The organism is Streptomyces typhae (genome assembly GCF_009755605.1).
GTDB classification, from domain to species: domain Bacteria; phylum Actinomycetota; class Actinomycetes; order Streptomycetales; family Streptomycetaceae; genus Streptomyces; species Streptomyces typhae.
Window position 1 is genome coordinate 55,895 of record NZ_WPNZ01000017.1, and the last position, 13,822, is coordinate 69,716.

General features: G+C 73.8%; 18 protein-coding genes. 14 read left to right on the forward strand and 4 right to left on the reverse strand.

Going from position 1 to position 13,822, the window contains the following annotated elements:
- Positions 1–138 precede the first annotated feature (138 nt).
- From GPA10_RS27780 to GPA10_RS27800, 5 genes are all read left to right on the forward strand, one after another.
- Positions 139–837, forward strand: coding sequence for a PepSY domain-containing protein (locus GPA10_RS27780; protein ID WP_157167885.1), 699 nt, complete (start codon positions 139–141; stop codon positions 835–837).
- A 317-nt stretch (positions 838–1,154) separates the two neighbouring features.
- On the forward strand, positions 1,155–1,439 hold the full coding sequence (locus GPA10_RS27785; RefSeq protein ID WP_157167886.1) for a hypothetical protein: 285 nt from the start codon (positions 1,155–1,157) through the stop codon (positions 1,437–1,439).
- Between the two features lie 387 nt (positions 1,440–1,826).
- On the forward strand, positions 1,827–2,276 hold the full coding sequence (locus GPA10_RS27790; protein ID WP_157167887.1) for a nuclear transport factor 2 family protein: 450 nt from the start codon (positions 1,827–1,829) through the stop codon (positions 2,274–2,276).
- Positions 2,277–2,469: 193 nt separating this feature from the next.
- On the forward strand, positions 2,470–2,817 hold the full coding sequence (locus GPA10_RS27795; protein ID WP_157167888.1) for a DoxX family protein: 348 nt from the start codon (positions 2,470–2,472) through the stop codon (positions 2,815–2,817).
- A gap of 457 nt (positions 2,818–3,274) precedes the next feature.
- The gene (locus GPA10_RS27800; protein WP_157167889.1) at positions 3,275–3,541 is read left to right on the forward strand and encodes a hypothetical protein; all 267 of its coding nucleotides are present in this window, start codon (positions 3,275–3,277) and stop codon (positions 3,539–3,541) included.
- Between the two features lie 62 nt (positions 3,542–3,603).
- Here GPA10_RS27800 and GPA10_RS27805 read toward each other — a convergent pair whose 3' ends face one another.
- Positions 3,604–4,443, reverse strand: coding sequence for an SDR family oxidoreductase (locus tag GPA10_RS27805; RefSeq protein WP_157167890.1), 840 nt, complete (start codon positions 4,441–4,443; stop codon positions 3,604–3,606).
- A gap of 146 nt (positions 4,444–4,589) precedes the next feature.
- Between GPA10_RS27805 and GPA10_RS27810 the strand changes: the two genes are divergently transcribed.
- From GPA10_RS27810 to GPA10_RS27825, 4 genes are all read left to right on the forward strand, one after another.
- Positions 4,590–4,961, forward strand: coding sequence for a winged helix-turn-helix transcriptional regulator (locus GPA10_RS27810; RefSeq protein WP_157167891.1), 372 nt, complete (start codon positions 4,590–4,592; stop codon positions 4,959–4,961).
- Between the two features lie 171 nt (positions 4,962–5,132).
- The gene (locus GPA10_RS27815) at positions 5,133–5,360 is read left to right on the forward strand and encodes a DUF5133 domain-containing protein (RefSeq protein ID WP_157167892.1); all 228 of its coding nucleotides are present in this window, start codon (positions 5,133–5,135) and stop codon (positions 5,358–5,360) included.
- A 23-nt stretch (positions 5,361–5,383) separates the two neighbouring features.
- Positions 5,384–5,914: a P-loop nucleotide/nucleoside kinase family protein gene (locus GPA10_RS27820; protein ID WP_343041411.1), complete on the forward strand. Its 531-nt coding sequence runs from the start codon at positions 5,384–5,386 to the stop codon at positions 5,912–5,914.
- A gap of 150 nt (positions 5,915–6,064) precedes the next feature.
- Positions 6,065–6,724, forward strand: a complete 660-nt coding sequence (locus tag GPA10_RS27825) for a class I SAM-dependent methyltransferase (RefSeq protein WP_343041392.1) — start codon at positions 6,065–6,067, stop codon at positions 6,722–6,724.
- A 51-nt stretch (positions 6,725–6,775) separates the two neighbouring features.
- Here the strand turns inward: GPA10_RS27825 and GPA10_RS27830 are convergent, their stop codons facing one another.
- Positions 6,776–7,630, reverse strand: coding sequence for a SecDF P1 head subdomain-containing protein (locus GPA10_RS27830; protein WP_343041393.1), 855 nt, complete (start codon positions 7,628–7,630; stop codon positions 6,776–6,778).
- Between the two features lie 426 nt (positions 7,631–8,056).
- On the opposite strand from GPA10_RS27830, the gene GPA10_RS27835 reads away from it, so the two are divergent.
- The 3 genes from GPA10_RS27835 to GPA10_RS27845 all read left to right on the forward strand — a co-directional run bounded on the left by GPA10_RS27835 (position 8,057) and on the right by GPA10_RS27845 (position 11,116).
- On the forward strand, positions 8,057–8,911 hold the full coding sequence (locus GPA10_RS27835) for a GNAT family N-acetyltransferase (protein WP_157167893.1): 855 nt from the start codon (positions 8,057–8,059) through the stop codon (positions 8,909–8,911).
- Between the two features lie 956 nt (positions 8,912–9,867).
- Positions 9,868–10,176 carry a hypothetical protein gene (locus GPA10_RS27840; protein ID WP_157167894.1) on the forward strand — a complete coding sequence of 103 codons (309 nt, stop codon included), beginning with the start codon at positions 9,868–9,870 and terminating at the stop codon, positions 10,174–10,176.
- A 7-nt stretch (positions 10,177–10,183) separates the two neighbouring features.
- The gene (locus GPA10_RS27845) at positions 10,184–11,116 is read left to right on the forward strand and encodes a helix-turn-helix domain-containing protein (RefSeq protein WP_157167895.1); all 933 of its coding nucleotides are present in this window, start codon (positions 10,184–10,186) and stop codon (positions 11,114–11,116) included.
- A gap of 89 nt (positions 11,117–11,205) precedes the next feature.
- Here the strand turns inward: GPA10_RS27845 and GPA10_RS27850 are convergent, their stop codons facing one another.
- Together GPA10_RS27850 and GPA10_RS27855 are read right to left on the reverse strand one after the other, a co-directional pair.
- Positions 11,206–11,592 carry a VOC family protein gene (locus GPA10_RS27850; RefSeq protein ID WP_058846631.1) on the reverse strand — a complete coding sequence of 129 codons (387 nt, stop codon included), beginning with the start codon at positions 11,590–11,592 and terminating at the stop codon, positions 11,206–11,208.
- Complete coding sequence (locus tag GPA10_RS27855; RefSeq protein WP_157167896.1) at positions 11,589–11,882, reverse strand: ArsR/SmtB family transcription factor; 294 nt, start codon at positions 11,880–11,882, stop codon at positions 11,589–11,591. The genes GPA10_RS27850 and GPA10_RS27855 overlap by 4 nt, the downstream gene beginning before the upstream one ends.
- Before the next feature lie 241 nt (positions 11,883–12,123).
- On the opposite strand from GPA10_RS27855, the gene GPA10_RS27860 reads away from it, so the two are divergent.
- On the forward strand, positions 12,124–12,639 hold the full coding sequence (locus GPA10_RS27860) for a lytic polysaccharide monooxygenase auxiliary activity family 9 protein (protein ID WP_058846633.1): 516 nt from the start codon (positions 12,124–12,126) through the stop codon (positions 12,637–12,639).
- 311 nt (positions 12,640–12,950) lie between these two features.
- Positions 12,951–13,781 (forward strand): endonuclease I family protein, encoded by an 831-nt coding sequence (locus GPA10_RS27865; protein WP_157167897.1) that lies wholly within the window; start codon positions 12,951–12,953, stop codon positions 13,779–13,781.
- Positions 13,782–13,822 lie beyond the last annotated feature (41 nt).

Genomic DNA, 13,822 nt, shown 5'->3' on the forward strand with positions numbered 1-13,822 from the left:
GTATGTGTACGCACCCATCATCACCGGCCCGCAGGACGCCCCGGGACGCGGCACGCGGACTGCCCGCCGCCGCGCCCGTGCCGTCCGCGCCGCCCTTCTGTCCATGCGCCGCGCCGATATCTCCCTTAACGTGCCCATATGATCACTAAAAGGAATGGTTTCGCTCCCGGGCCCTCGCGGCTGCCCGCCGCGCGGGGCGCCGGTGCGGTGTGTGCCGCCGCCGTCGCGGCGGCGGCCCTGCTCACGGGCTGCGGCAGCGACGACGGCGACGACGGTGCGAAGACCGGCGCGGCCGGCACCTCCAAGGCTCCGGCCTCGGCCTCGGCGACGGCGAGCGGCGGCACCCTCACCGAGGACCAGGCCGAGCGCAAGGACCTCGTACCCAAGGCCAAGGTCGGCTACGACAAGGCCCTGGACGCCGCGGTGGCGACGGTGGCCAAGTCCGAGCCGGTCTCGGCCGAGCTCAAGGGCACACCGGACAAGCCCGTGTGGGAGACCGAGGTGGCCACGGCCGACGGCGCCGCCCACACCGTCAGGGTCGACGCGGTCTCCGGCAAGGCGGACCGGGCGCGCGCCAAGTCCGACGAGGACGCCGACGACAAGCGCGAGCTCGCCGGCTGGCTCGGCAAGGCCGAGGTGAGCGCCCAGCAGGCCGCGCAGACCGCCACCGGCAAGACCAAGGGCACCGTCACGTCCGTGGAACTCGACGACTCCGACAAGGCGGGCGCGCTGGTGTGGTCCGTCGACGTCGTGACGGCCAAGGACTGGAACAAGACGACCTACGACGTGGACGCCGCCAGCCGCAAGATCGTCAGGGAGCACGTCGACCGCGACTGAACGGCCCCCGGCATCCGGGGCGAGCGGCGTGCACGACGGCCAAAGCGGCGGCAGGCGCGCGCCGCCGGGCGGTGCCGCGCCGCCGTGGTGCCGTGGTGCCGTGGCAGGACTGTGACGGCCCGGCGGCAGGCGTGTGATCTCTCCCGAACATCCTCGACAAAAGGATTCCGGCAGGACGGTCCGGCGCGCGCGGCAAGCGGCGGCGCAGGGGGAGCGACCCAAGCGTGGGCATCCCCGCCGGGCCCCGCAGGCCGTGGGCGCCCCGCGGGCACCGGCCGCCTGCCCTGCCCCCTGACCTGAAAGCGAACCACGACGACATGAGCACCGACGAGACCATCACCGTGATCGCCGACGACGTCGAGTACCAGGCGGCGGCAGACCTGACCCCGCCCGAGGGCGACCGGGCGTGGAACGCCACCCTCACCGCCCGGGACGACGCGACCGCGTACGCGATCTTCCTGGCGGGGGAGGGGACACTGCGCCTCGGCGACGGCCGCGAGGGGGACTTCTGGACGCTGGTCCACCTCATCGACACCGACGGCGAGGAGGAGACGTACCAGGTCAGGATCGAAGGCAAACAAGGCGCCCCCTTCGGCAACTGACGCCCCGGGACACACGCCCGGGACACGCGCCCAGGGCACGCACCCAGGACCCCAAGCCCTCCAAGTAGGCCTTATAGGCGTGGCAGTTGAGCGGCGCCTGGCTTATGGTGACGTCTCGGCGGCGGGGATGCGCGCGGTGAGTGTGCGCGGTGTGTGCGCGATGCCCCGTCGCCGACCAGGTCGCGGCGGCCACCTCCGTGCCCCTGCTCCAGCTCGCGGACGCCACCGCCGCCTGAGGACGGCGCGCCTCCGCGCCCGGCGGCCGGGGAGCCCGGCCCGGGGCCGCGCCTTACCTCGCGGGTAATCGCCCCGCCCCGCCGCGCCGGGCAGGATCGGCGTTCTTCCCGCGTCGAGGGGACGCGGGTCCACCGAGGGGGAGATGGGCAGATGTCCGCCGAGCCGGAAACCGCGGCCGCCCGCACACGCACCGTGGTCGAGGAACTGCTGCGCAGGATCAGCGCGGGCGACCCCGAGCACATCAGCGAGCTGTACGCGCAGGGCGACTGGAAACTGGACTGGCCGCAGTCCGAGCACCACTCCGCGGCCACCCCCTGGATCCGGCACCGCTCCACCCGCGAGGACGCGGCCGCCCACTACCGCGAACTGGCCGAGCACCACATCCCCCAGCAGGCGGCGACCGAGGTCGAGCGCATCCTCATCGACGGCAACGACGCGGTCGTGCTCGGCGAGATCCGCCAGACGGCCCGGCCGACCGGGCGCGCCTACTGCGCCCGCTTCGCCCTGCACCTGACCGTCGAGGACGGCCTGATCACCCGTCACCACGTGTACGAGGACAGCCTCGCCGTCGCCCGCGCCTTCGCCCCGCAAACCCGCTGACGCAGCCCCGCCACGGCCCGGTCCCGGCGACCGCCCCGGCCGGGGTGCCCGGTGGCCGGTATGCCGGGTGAAAGTCGCCGCCCGTATCCGGTCACACCTGCGCGGCGGGGCCCGTCATAGCGGTGACGGGCCCGACGGCCCGGCCGGCGCGGGGCTTTCCGCGCCGGTGTCCGTATCGCTGAGGAGCCCTGTGATGTCCACCGCTCACCTCGTCGTCACCCTTGTCGCCGCCGCCATGACGGGCTTCTCCGCCGTCTCGGTGTTCCTGCGCGCCGCCTGGGTGGTGCGGCCCATGTCCGACTACGGCATCCCGACGACGTGGCTGCCCTGGCTGGGCGCGGCCAAGGCGGCGGGCGCGCTCGGCCTGGTGGCCGGGCTGTTCGTGCCGGTGGTGGGTGTGGCGGCCGCGATCGGCCTGGTGCTGTACTTCGCCGGGGCCGTGGTCGCCGTGGTCCGGGCGCGCTGGTACGCCCATGTCCCCTTCCCCCTGGTGTACGCGGCGCCGGTGGCCGGGGCGCTGGTGCTGGGGCTCGCCGCCTGAGCGCCCCGGCACGCAACGCCGGGGCGGGCAGCGGGCGTTCGGCGCGGCCGCGGGTCAGTTCAGCGGGGCCTTGGGCGGAGTCCCGTAGAAGATGATGCGCGGCCAACCGCAGCAGCGACCGCCTGGAGACGTTGGACATGTTCCCTCCCTGGTGGGACGGGCCCCTCCCCTGGAGACCCGCGGTGACCGCAAGGGCCACCGCGGGCCCGTGGAGCGGAACTTGATCACCTACTTCGCACACCGCACACCGCACACCGCCCACCGCCCGCCCGGCGGCGGAGCCCCGAGTCCCCGGAGCCCCGAAAACCCGGGCTCCGGGGACTCGGAGGTCCGGGAGAATGCCCTCATGACCGTCTTTCGCTGTGCCAACTGCCGGCAGCCGGTGACCGGCGACGTGGTGCCGGGGGAACCAGCGCGTTCCGAGGGGCCGCCGGGCTACGGAGGCGCTCCGCCTTTGATGGCTCGGGGAACCTTCAAGGCCCACCTCGACGGCAGCCTGCTGATCCTGCACCCGGACGACGTTCCCGGGACGGCGCGGCACCCCGACCCGCTGCGTGTCAGCGGTTGCTGCGGGCTCGACGGCCGCGACGGCCCCAACCTCGTCTGCGCCGGATGCGGTGCCGAGGTGGCGACGGAGGAGTCCGACTGCTGGACCGACAACTTCGTCGCGGTGACGGCCGCCGCGGTCACTGAAGAGCGCGAGGCGGGCGCCGGCGGCGGATGACCTGAGCCATGGCCGCTCCCGGCAGCAGCCGCCGGGACAGCGGTGACGGGGGGGCGGCCCGCTCAGCGGAAAGCGGCGAGGTTGCGGTCCACCCAGTCTCCGAACGAGCGCGGGGCGCGGCCCAGGACACGTGCGACGTCCGGGCTGATCCGCAGTTCGGCCGGGGTGGGGGCGGAGATGATGTCCAGGGTGTCGTCGGCGAGTTCGGCCGGTACGAAGCGGGTCATCGTGGCCTTGGCCTCGGCGCGGGTGAGTTCGTCGAACCGCACGGGCGTGCCGAGCGCGGCGGCGATCGTCTGCGCCTGCCCGCGCGGGGTGATCGCCTGCGGCCCGGTCAGCTCGTACACCCCGCCGCTGTGCCGGTCCCGCAGCAGGCAGGCCGCCGCGACCTCGGCGATGTCGGCCGGGTCGACGACCGGCACCCCGACATCCCCGAACGGCGCGGCGACCGCCCCCCGGGTGCGCACGGACTCCGCCCAGCCCAGGGCGTTGGAGGCGAAGCCGCCCGGCCGCAGCACCGCCCAGTCCAGGCCGGAGGCGCGCAACGCGTCCTCCAGCGCGCGCATCGCCACCCGCGTCGGCCCCAGCGGCCTGGTCGACACCCCCTGCGACGACAGCAGCACGACCCGCCGGACCCCGCACGCCACGGCCAGGTCGACGAGGCCGGCCGGCCGGGCGCCGGGCGCGTGCAGGTCGCCCGAAAGCAGCAGGAACAGCGCCTTCGCCCCCTCCAACACGGGCGCCAGGCTGTCCGGTTCGGCCAGGTCGGCCGCCTTGTGCCGCACCCCGTCCGGCACCGCCGCCGCATGCCGCGACACCGCCGTCACCTGCTCGCCCGCCCCGGCCAGGGCCTGTGTCAAAGGCCGGCCCACATTCCCGGTGGCCCCGGTCACCACGATCATGTTCAGCTCCTCATCCGGTGTGCACCGCTGGTCCGTCGTGCACGTCCGATCGGTTGTGCACGTCTGGTCCGTTGTGCACTGCGGGAGATGACGCTAGGAGCCGGGCTTACTTTCCGTAAGAACATACCCAGAGGTAAGCTCCCGACATGGAGGAAGGCACGCAGCTGACACCGGCCGCACCGGGCCCGCGGTATGAGGTGTTTCACACCGACTGCCCCGCGCGGGACATGGTCGACCACGTCACCAGCAGGTGGGGCATCTGGGTGCTGATCTCCCTGCGGAGCAACGACCTGCGCTTCTACGAACTGCGCGACAGCATCCAGGGCATCAGCGAGAAGATGCTCGCCCAGACGCTGCGCGCCCTGGTCCAGGACGGCCTGGTCTGGCGCGAGGTCGAGCCGACGACCCCGCCCCAGGTCACCTACGGGCTCACCGAGTTCGGCCAGGACGTCGGTGAGCCGCTGACGGACCTGTTCGACCGGATCACGCGGCGGCTGCCGCCCCGCACCCCGCGATAGCGCCCCGCGGCAGCCGCCCCGGCAGGCGGGCCCAGCGCGGCCCGTTGCTCCCACCGGGCCGGTGACGCACCTGACAGACCGGTGGCCCGCCAGGCAGGCATGCGGGCCGGGGCCCGGGGCACACGGGTGGTGCACACCCCTGCGAGGAGCGGATACGAGGGAGAACCGGCGATGCTCAGGGCACACCAGGCCGTGCTGAAGGACTTGGTCGAGCGGTACGAGACACTGCGCGCACTGCACGCCGACAAAGCCACCGAAGCGGCGCGGCGGCGGATGAACGACGCCGCCTACCGGCTGTGCGAGGCCACCGGCACCCGGGAGGTCGACACCGCCCTGCTCGTCGCCCGCCACCAGCTGTCCCGGACCCGCACCGCGCACGGCTCCCTCCTGTCCAGGTGATTGCGGCGTACCGGGCCGAGCCCGTGCTGGTCGTGGTCGGCGGGCTTCCGGCCACGGGGAAGTCGACCGCGGCGCGAACCGTCGCACGGCGACTCGGCGCGAGCTACCTGCGGATCGACACGATCGAGCAGTCCCTCTCCCGCTTCTCCGCGTACGGCGCGGACACGGCCGCGCTGCGCCACGCCGTCGACTGGGGACTGGGCTACGAGGTCGCCTACGCCACGGCCGGGGATCTGCTCGGGCAGGGGCTGTGCGTCTTCGCCGAGTGCGTGAACCCGATGAAGGTGACCCGGGACGCCTGGGAGGCGGTGGCGAAGCGGGCCGGGGCGCGGTTCGTCGAGGTCGAACTCATCTGCTCGGACCCGGTGGAGCACGAGCGCAGGGCGACGTCACGCACCGTGGACGTTCCCGGTCTGACCCTGCCGACCTGGCAGGACATCGTCGAACGCGACTACGAGCCGTGGGACCGCGACCACATCGTCGTGGACACCGCGGGCAAGTCCGCCAGGGACACCGTCGCGGAACTCACCGACGCCCTGGACATCGACGGCTGACCTCCCCCTGCCCGCCCCCCCCTGCCCACGCGCCCGCCCCCGCCGAGCCCGCCGCCCGCACACTGCCCGCACTCCGCTCCTGGACCGTGCCCAAGTCCTGGACCGTGCCCAAGGGGCCGCCGTCCCCGCGGGGTTGCGTAGCCTGCGCCCGTGGACATCGAACCGAACGCCGCCGGCACCTGGCTGGAAGACACCCGCACCTCCTACGACACCGTCGCCGCCGCCTACGCCGACCAGCTGCGGCACCTCCTGGACGAGACACCCCGGGAGCGCGCGGCCCTCGAAGGGTTCGCCGACCGGGTGCGCGCCCGCGGCGGGGGACCGGTCGCGGACGTGGGATGCGGGCCGGGGCGGATCACGGCGTACCTGCACGGCCTCGGCGTGGACGTCCTCGGCATCGACCTGTCGCCGGGAATGATCGAAGTGGCCCGCCGCGACCATCCGGACCTGCGCTTCGACCTCGGCACCATGACCGACCTCGGCCTCGCCGACACCTCGATGGCCGGTCTCCTCGCCTGGTACTCGCTCATCCACGTACCCGACGAGGAGATCGGCACGGTCCTCTCCCACTTCCACCGCGTGCTGCGGCCCGGCGCCCCGCTGCTGCTCGCCTTCCACGTCGGCAACGCCTGCCGGCTCAGGACCTGGGGATATGGCCACCCGATGCGCGTCCACGTCCACCGCCGCCCGCCCAGCCGCATGACCGCCTGGCTCGACGAGGCCGGCTTCACCACCGAGACGGCCCAGACCCTCACCTCCCCCGAAAGCAGTCTCGGCGGCATCCTCCTGGCCCGCCGCCGCCCCGCATGACCGGCCGCCCCGCACGACCGCCGCCCCGGCGGGACGTGGACGGCGGCAGCCTCAGCCGGACACCCGCAGCCGCATCGGCAGTGCCCCGGCGGACAGCTGCGCGGCCAGTTCCTCGGCCGCCGCGCGGGTGAAGTCGCCCGAGATCTGGACCCGGCCGTCGGTGAGTTTCTGGCTGACGGAAGGGGCGGAGATCACCGTGCCGTCCAGGACCATGGCCAGCTGGTTGGCGGGCGGTGCCTGGGTGACGAGTTCGGCGGTCAGGTCGGCGAAGCGGCGGGTGCCGGCGGCGGTGAAGGTGATGTCCACGACCCAGCCCGTGCCGTACTTGGACAGGTGCGACCGTGCCGTGGACACATCGGTGCCCGGTACGGCGACCGGGCCCAGGGTGTAGCGGACATCGGCGCCGTTCGTGGCGCACGCGGTCAGCGGTTTCGCCGAGGGGCCCTCGGCCGCGGAGCACTGGGCCTTGGCGGTGGCCGGGGCCTGGGTGCGCACCGGGCGGAAGTCGAGCCGGGCCTGTTCGCCCAGGCCCGTGAGCTTCTCCCTGGACGCCCCCGGCGCGCTCACCGTGATGGCGCCGCCCGCGACGTCGACGCGGGCATCGCGCAGGCCCATCGCGGTGGCCCGGTGCCGCATCAGGTCCGCGGTGCTCTTCAGGCCCGCCGCGCTCTGCCCGGCGGCGGGCCTGAACGTCAGGCTGGTGCGGTCCGCGGAGGACCCCGCCGTGGCGCCGCCCGCGGCCTTCGAGGCGCTGCCGCCGCTCCCGTCGCCGCTCCTGCCGTCGTTGCCGGAGGAGCCGCCGCACGCCGTCAGCGCGAGCAGCGCGGTGCCCGCCGCCACGGCACCCCGCACCCGACGGGCCCGCCCCGCTCCTGCCGCCCTGCCGGTCCCGAGCCTGAAGATCACTGTGATGTCCGTTCCTGGTCCTGAGGGGCCGCGGGGGCCTGAAGTGTCTGCGGGGACTGAACGATACGGCGGCCCGGTGCCCGCCCGCAGGAAGAAGCGGCAGCCCGTCCCCCCTCGCCATGAGCTGAGCGCCCGTCAAGAACACGGCCCGCGGCGGGAGTCCGGCCGCGCGCGCGGGCACCGTCCGCCCGTGGCCGACGCCGTGCCGGCCCCGCGGTCAAGGCCACGTAAAGCGCCGATTTGCCCCGCCCTGGGGCCCGTGTGCCACAGTGGCCGTCCCGGTCGGGCGGGCGCGTGTGCGCGGACCCCGCCGGGGCCCCCGACCTCGACGTCACGGCTTCGGCCGTGGTCTCGGGCATGCCCTGGTCGGGCCGCTCGCCCGAGCACCCCCGACGTCCCCCGTACCTCCTTCCTTTGCTGAGAGCGATGCAGGCAACGACTCTTGTCCCCCGGACCGCCGACCTGTTCGACCAGGGCCTGGAACACCGGTCCGGCGCGGCCCTGCTGCGTTTCGGCGCCGCCCGGCGCCGCCAGGACGACCCCGCCGGCAGTCCCGCCGGAGCGCCCGGCAGTCCCGCCGGAGTGTCCGGTAGTCCCGCCGGAGTGTCCGGCAGTCCCGCCGGAGTGTCCGGCAGTCCCGGCTGGTCCGGTGACGGTGCCGTGGCCTGGCTGGACGCCGGGCGCGGGCACCTGTGGAGCGTCGGCGACGCGGCCGCCGCCGCGGCCCTGGTGCTGCGCGCCGAGGAGGAACTGCGCGGCACCGTACGGGAGTTCACCGGCCCCCGGGGCGTCGAGGCGCACGTGGGGGAGCACCTCGGGCTCACCGACGTGGTGGAGTGGGTCTTCCGCTGGACACTGGAGGAGCCGCCCGCCATGCCCGGCGAGCAACGGGTGGCCCCGCTGGGCGCCGAGCACCACGAGGAACTCCTCGCCTTCCTCGGCGCCCACAGCCCGGCCCACTCCACGGGCCCCGGCTGCGCCGACGTCAGCCTCTGGGCGGGGATACGCGACACGCGCGGGCACCTGGTGGCCTGCGGCGCGCTGAGCCGCCTGCGCGACAGCGGCGCACCGCTGATGGCGTCCGTCGCCACCGACACCTCCCAGCGCGGGCAGGGCCTGGGCGCGGCCCTCACCGCCTGGCTGACCAGGTACGCGGTACGCGAACACGGCCTGTGCACACTGTGGCAGCTCGCCGGCAACGCGCCCGCGCAGCGGCTCTACGACCGGCTCGGCTACCGCGACGAGGACCTGTGCACCTCGGCCCGCATCACCGGACGGTGACCCCGCGGCCCCGCCCCGCCGGAGGCCGACGCCGCTCGCCCCGTCCCGCCGGAGGCCGACGCGGCTCACCCGCATGCGGCGCGGCAGGGCACATCCCGCAGACACAGACACAGACACGCCCGCCGCGGGACCGGGGGCGCGACGAAGTCCCAGACGGACCGTCTGGGACTTCGCGGACTGCCGCGGACCGGGCCCCGCCGGGGTGCGCGGCGCCCCCTCGCGGAGGCGGTACTTCCCGTTCCGTGCGGCAGCAACCCCATCAAGGTGAGTCGGACATGACCTGCGGTGAGCTGAGAGCTGCCACGCTCGCCAGCCGTGCCGCGGCCAGGCCCCACACGGGAGAAGTGCCGTCATGTCCATGCCATTGAATGCGGATGGCCGTCGCCGCCTCTCCCCGATGTGCCGACCTGCCGCCAAGCCTGGTCGACAGTTGTTCCCCTCAGCCGGTCGAGTCAGCAGTCTCAGGGGACCCCGCACGGATCCGGATGGTCCCGTGCGGCGATGAGGTAAGTCTCAGAGGCGGACGGCCCGATTGCCAGAGCCGGAACCGGGACACAAGTCGGACCCACCCGTGTACGCAGAACCGCCGCCCCGCCGCGCATGCCCCCCGATCGCCGCAAGCCGGTCATGTCCGGCACGCCGGGTCCGGGGCGGCGCCCCGCACCGCGACAAGCACGGGCGGGACCCGGCCCGCAACCGCACCAGGGCCGCCTGGACGAAAGCCGAACCAACTACCTCCTGCGGTTCGCGCAGCCCTGAAGGGCTGCGACCCTTGACCACCACGGACAGCGCCGCGCCCGAGGTGACCGCCAAACACCGTGCGGAAGCTGCCCGTTCGGACCACGGGCCGCGCCCGAGGTGCGCCAACACCTCGCAGCCCACCGGTTCGGTGAGTCAGCAGCAGCCCGGCGGCGGCCGAGCAGGCCGCCGCCCGGCCACTTCCGGGGGTGTTCTCCATGCACGACATGCACGACACCGGCGAAGTACCTGTCCACGCCACCGCACGGGCGGCCCGCTTCGGCATGCCGCAGGCCCTGGTCCTTGTGGCCTTCCTCGCCGCGGCCGTCACGCTGAGCCTGTTCGCCGGCATGTCCGCGCGCGACGTCACGTTCCTGCTGAGCGCCGCGGGCGGTGTCGGCGTCGCCGTCGTCCTGACCGCCGGCGCGCACACGTACACGCATACCGAAGGAGGCCGACGCGGCGGCGCCGGACGGCTGGTGAGGCGGCTGCTGAACGCCGCCCTCAACAACGGAGCCGGGAGCTGAGGCGGCCGTGGCCCGCCCCGAGACACCGGTCGACCGCACCGTGCCGGAAGTCGGCGACCTGGCCCGCTACCTGCGCGGCCTGCGCGCCGCGGCCGGTCTGACCTACGACGAACTCGCCAAGGAGGCCTGGTTCTCCCCGGCCTCCCTCAAGCGGGCCGCCCGCGGCGGGGCCAGGGTCCCGCGGTGGGAGACGGTGCGCGCCTACGCGCACGCCTGCCACGGCTCACCGGAGGAAGCCCGCGCCCGCTACGAGCGGGCCGAGGCCGCGGCCGCGGCCGCCGCCCGCGACGCACGGCGCTCCACCCTGGTCCCCAAGCCCCAGTTCGTCCGTGACCTCGCCGACCTCTCCGGCGCGCTGCGCGACGCCTACCGGCGGGCCGGGCGCCCGCCGGTACGGCAGATGGCCCGGCAGGCCGGCCCCGACCTGCCGGGCAGCACGGCACACGCCATCATCACCGCCCACGCGCTGCCCAGGGACGTGCGCACCTACATCGCGTTCCTGGAGGCGTGCGAGATCACCGGCCCCGCGCTGGTCCCCTGGTTCGAGGCCTGGGTCAAGGTGCGCGGCGTGGGGGCGGGGGTGCGCCCTGCGCGGGCGGCCGCCGGTGCGGACGGGGCCGCGGGTGCGGACAGGGCCGCCAGTGCAGCCAGGGCCGCGGAGGCGCCGTCCCCGTCCCCGTCCCGGTTCCCGTCCCAGTTCCCGTTTCCGTCCGGGGCCGGGGCCGGGCCCGATCTCCGGTCCGGCGTGCGGTTGTTCTCCCAGTGGCTTCTCGCCGGGCGGCACGCGCCCGGGAAGTCCGCGGCCCCCGCGGCACCCCGGGCGGCGCCCGAGGTGTCCCGGGCGTCCCGGGCGGCCGGGGAACGTGACGTGATCGGCGGGCGGCGCCGGATCGGTCCGCTGGGTCCGGCGGCGGGAGGTGGTGCCGGGATCGCGGCCTGAGCCCGGGGCGGCACAGGTGTGTCCGGGCGGGAGGGGGGCGCCCGCCCGGACGCACGCATGCCGCCGCCCCGCTCACCGGCTGCGCCGGTCTACTTGACGTGCATGATCTGGATCAGGTTGCCGCAGGTGTCGTCGAGCACCGCGGTGGTGGCCGAGTCCATCTCCAGCGGCTCCTGGGTGAAGACCACGCCCAGGCCGCGCAGCCGCTCGAACTCCGCCCGCACGTCGTCCACGGCGAAGGAGGCGGCCGGGATGCCGTCGGCGACCAGCGCCGTCTTGTAGGGCTGTACCGCGGGGTGGCCGGAGGGCTCCAGGAGCAGTTCGGTGCCCTCGGGGTCCTCCGGGGAGACCACGGTCAGCCACTGGTCCTCGCCGAAGAAGACCTGGTGCTTCTTCACGAAGCCCAGCTTGTCGGTGTAGAAGGCGAGGGCCTTGTTCTGGTCGTCGACGAAGACGCTGGTGAGGTGGATTCTCATGGGGTGCTCTCCGGTGTGTCGGGCCTGAGCCACCGCGTCACGATGTGCTCCAGGGGTGCGGTGTCCAGGTCGTGGAACTTGTAGCGGCCCTGGCGCCGCGAGCGGACCAGGCCCGCGGTCTCCAGGACGGCCAGGTGCTGGCCGATGGCCTGACGGGTCAGGCCCAGGCGGTGCTTGGTCACCAGCCGTGCGCAGATCTCGAACAGGGTCTGCCCGTCCCGCTCCACCAGCTCGTCGAGTATGCGGCGGCGGGTGGGGTCGGCCAGCGCCTTGAAGAGGTCCTCTTCCATACCGCCACCATAGGTAAGTCACGGCTTTCCTATCAAGCAAGGTACAGGATCCGGCCGCGGGGCGGGCTTCCCCGCCGCGACGCCGTAAAGCCGTGGTCCCGCGAAGCGGTGGTCCCGTAAAGCCGTGATGCCGCAAGGCGCTCTTGACGGGTCCCCGTCAATCGGTATGGTCTAGGCCAATGGGTCGGCCTGGGCGCCGAGCCGTCCCGTCGCTCGTCCCCCCACCTCTCAGGGAGCAGTGATGAACACCAAGCGGAAGCTGGCCGCAGGCTTGGGAGCGGCGTGTGCCCCTCTCCTCGTACTCGCCTCCGTCGCCCCGGCCGGTGCGCACGGCTATGTGAACGCCCCGCCGAGCCGTCAGGCACAGTGCGCGGCGGGCACGGTCGCCTGCGGCGAGATCAAGTGGGAGCCGCAGAGCGTCGAGGGCCCCAAGGGCCTTCGGAGCTGCAGCGGCGGCAACGCCCGCTTCGCCGACCTGGACAACGACAGCAAGGGCTGGAAGGTCGCCGACGTCGGCTCCTCCCAGCAGTTCACCTGGCGCCTGACGGCGCGTCACCGCACCAGCACCTGGCAGTACTTCGTCGACGGCGCCAAGATCAAGGAGATCAACGACAACGGTGCCACGCCGGGCGCATCCGTGAGTCACAACGTCGACTTCAAGGGCATCACCGGCCGCCACAAGGTGCTCGCGGTGTGGAACGTCTACGACACCTCCAACGCGTTCTACGCCTGCATCGACGTCAACATCAGGGGCTGAGGCGGGCGGCGACCGCCGCTGCCTCCGCCGCTGCCTCGGCAACCGGGCCCTGCGCGCACGGCCCGCTGACGGCGGCCCGGCCGGACCTCCGCCTCCCGCGGGGGACCGGCCGTCCTGTTCGCCCCGCGTACGGGCTCTTCACGCGGTCGGTACGCAATGGTCGCGGGGCATCCACTTACGGGCATGCGCATCGTGGCACGCTCCATGGCTCGACCATGTCGCGAACTGACCGCACCGGGACGCGCCTTGACCGGTTTCGTGGCCGGTTGCGGGCAGCGTCCCCTTCCCGGAGAGGACACCCCCCCCACGTCATGTCCGCTCATCGTCTCCGCCGCCGCTGGCGGCGCCCGGCCCTGGCCGTGATCGCGGCCACCGCGGTCGCCGTACCGGCGGCGGCCTTCGCCACCGGCTCCTCCCCGGACACCCCGCACGAGTCCGCGTCCGGTACCGGCGCACTGGATGACGCCTACTACGAGGGCGCGCTGGGCAAGACCGGGCCGGAGCTGAAGTCGGCCCTGCACACGATCGTCAGCAAGCAGACGAAGCTGTCCTACGACGAGGTGTGGGACGCGCTGCAGACCACCGACGAGGACCCCGGCAACCCCGGCAACGTACTGCTGGTCTACTCCGGCCGCTCGCAGGCCAAGAGCGCGCACGGCGGCGGCGCGGACGACTGGAACCGGGAGCACGTCTGGGCGAAGTCGCACGGCGGCTTCGGGACGGCGACCGGGCCCGGCACCGACATCCACCACCTGCGGCCCGAGGACGCCTCGGTCAACTCCGCCCGCGGCAACCTCGACTTCGACAACGGCGGCGAGCCCGTCGACCAGGCTCCGGGCAGCCGGGCGGACGGCGACTCCTTCGAGCCGCGGGACGCCGTCAAGGGCGATGTCGCCCGGATGATCCTCTACATGGCTCTCCGCTACGACGGCACCGACGGCTTCCCCGACCTGGAGCCCAACGACAAGGCCGGCAACGGCTCCGCACCGGCGATGGGCCGCCTGTCCGTCCTCAAGCAGTGGAACGACGCCGACCCGCCCGACATCCTGGAGAAGACCCGCAACGACCGCGTCCACGCCATACAGAAGAACCGCAACCCCTTCATAGACCACCCCGAATGGGCCGGTGAGATCTGGAAGTGAGACCGGTCCGCCCTCGGTGAGCCCCACGCCCCGGACTCCCG

Excerpts from the sequence above, each read along its gene's own strand:
- GPA10_RS27780 (WP_157167885.1), top strand. The coding sequence starts at position 139 with ATGATCACTAAAAGGAATGGTTTCGCTCCCGGGCCCTCGCGGCTGCCC.
- GPA10_RS27785 (WP_157167886.1), top strand. The coding sequence starts at position 1,155 with ATGAGCACCGACGAGACCATCACCGTGATCGCCGACGACGTCGAGTAC.
- GPA10_RS27790 (WP_157167887.1), top strand. The coding sequence starts at position 1,827 with ATGTCCGCCGAGCCGGAAACCGCGGCCGCCCGCACACGCACCGTGGTC.
- GPA10_RS27795 (WP_157167888.1), top strand. The coding sequence starts at position 2,470 with ATGTCCACCGCTCACCTCGTCGTCACCCTTGTCGCCGCCGCCATGACG.
- GPA10_RS27800 (WP_157167889.1), top strand. The coding sequence starts at position 3,275 with ATGGCTCGGGGAACCTTCAAGGCCCACCTCGACGGCAGCCTGCTGATC.
- GPA10_RS27805 (WP_157167890.1), bottom strand. The coding sequence starts at position 4,443 with ATGATCGTGGTGACCGGGGCCACCGGGAATGTGGGCCGGCCTTTGACA.
- GPA10_RS27810 (WP_157167891.1), top strand. The coding sequence starts at position 4,590 with ATGGAGGAAGGCACGCAGCTGACACCGGCCGCACCGGGCCCGCGGTAT.
- GPA10_RS27815 (WP_157167892.1), top strand. The coding sequence starts at position 5,133 with ATGCTCAGGGCACACCAGGCCGTGCTGAAGGACTTGGTCGAGCGGTAC.
- GPA10_RS27835 (WP_157167893.1), top strand. The coding sequence starts at position 8,057 with ATGCAGGCAACGACTCTTGTCCCCCGGACCGCCGACCTGTTCGACCAG.
- GPA10_RS27840 (WP_157167894.1), top strand. The coding sequence starts at position 9,868 with ATGCACGACATGCACGACACCGGCGAAGTACCTGTCCACGCCACCGCA.
- GPA10_RS27850 (WP_058846631.1), bottom strand. The coding sequence starts at position 11,592 with ATGAGAATCCACCTCACCAGCGTCTTCGTCGACGACCAGAACAAGGCC.
- GPA10_RS27855 (WP_157167896.1), bottom strand. The coding sequence starts at position 11,882 with ATGGAAGAGGACCTCTTCAAGGCGCTGGCCGACCCCACCCGCCGCCGC.
- GPA10_RS27860 (WP_058846633.1), top strand. The coding sequence starts at position 12,124 with ATGAACACCAAGCGGAAGCTGGCCGCAGGCTTGGGAGCGGCGTGTGCC.
- GPA10_RS27865 (WP_157167897.1), top strand. The coding sequence starts at position 12,951 with ATGTCCGCTCATCGTCTCCGCCGCCGCTGGCGGCGCCCGGCCCTGGCC.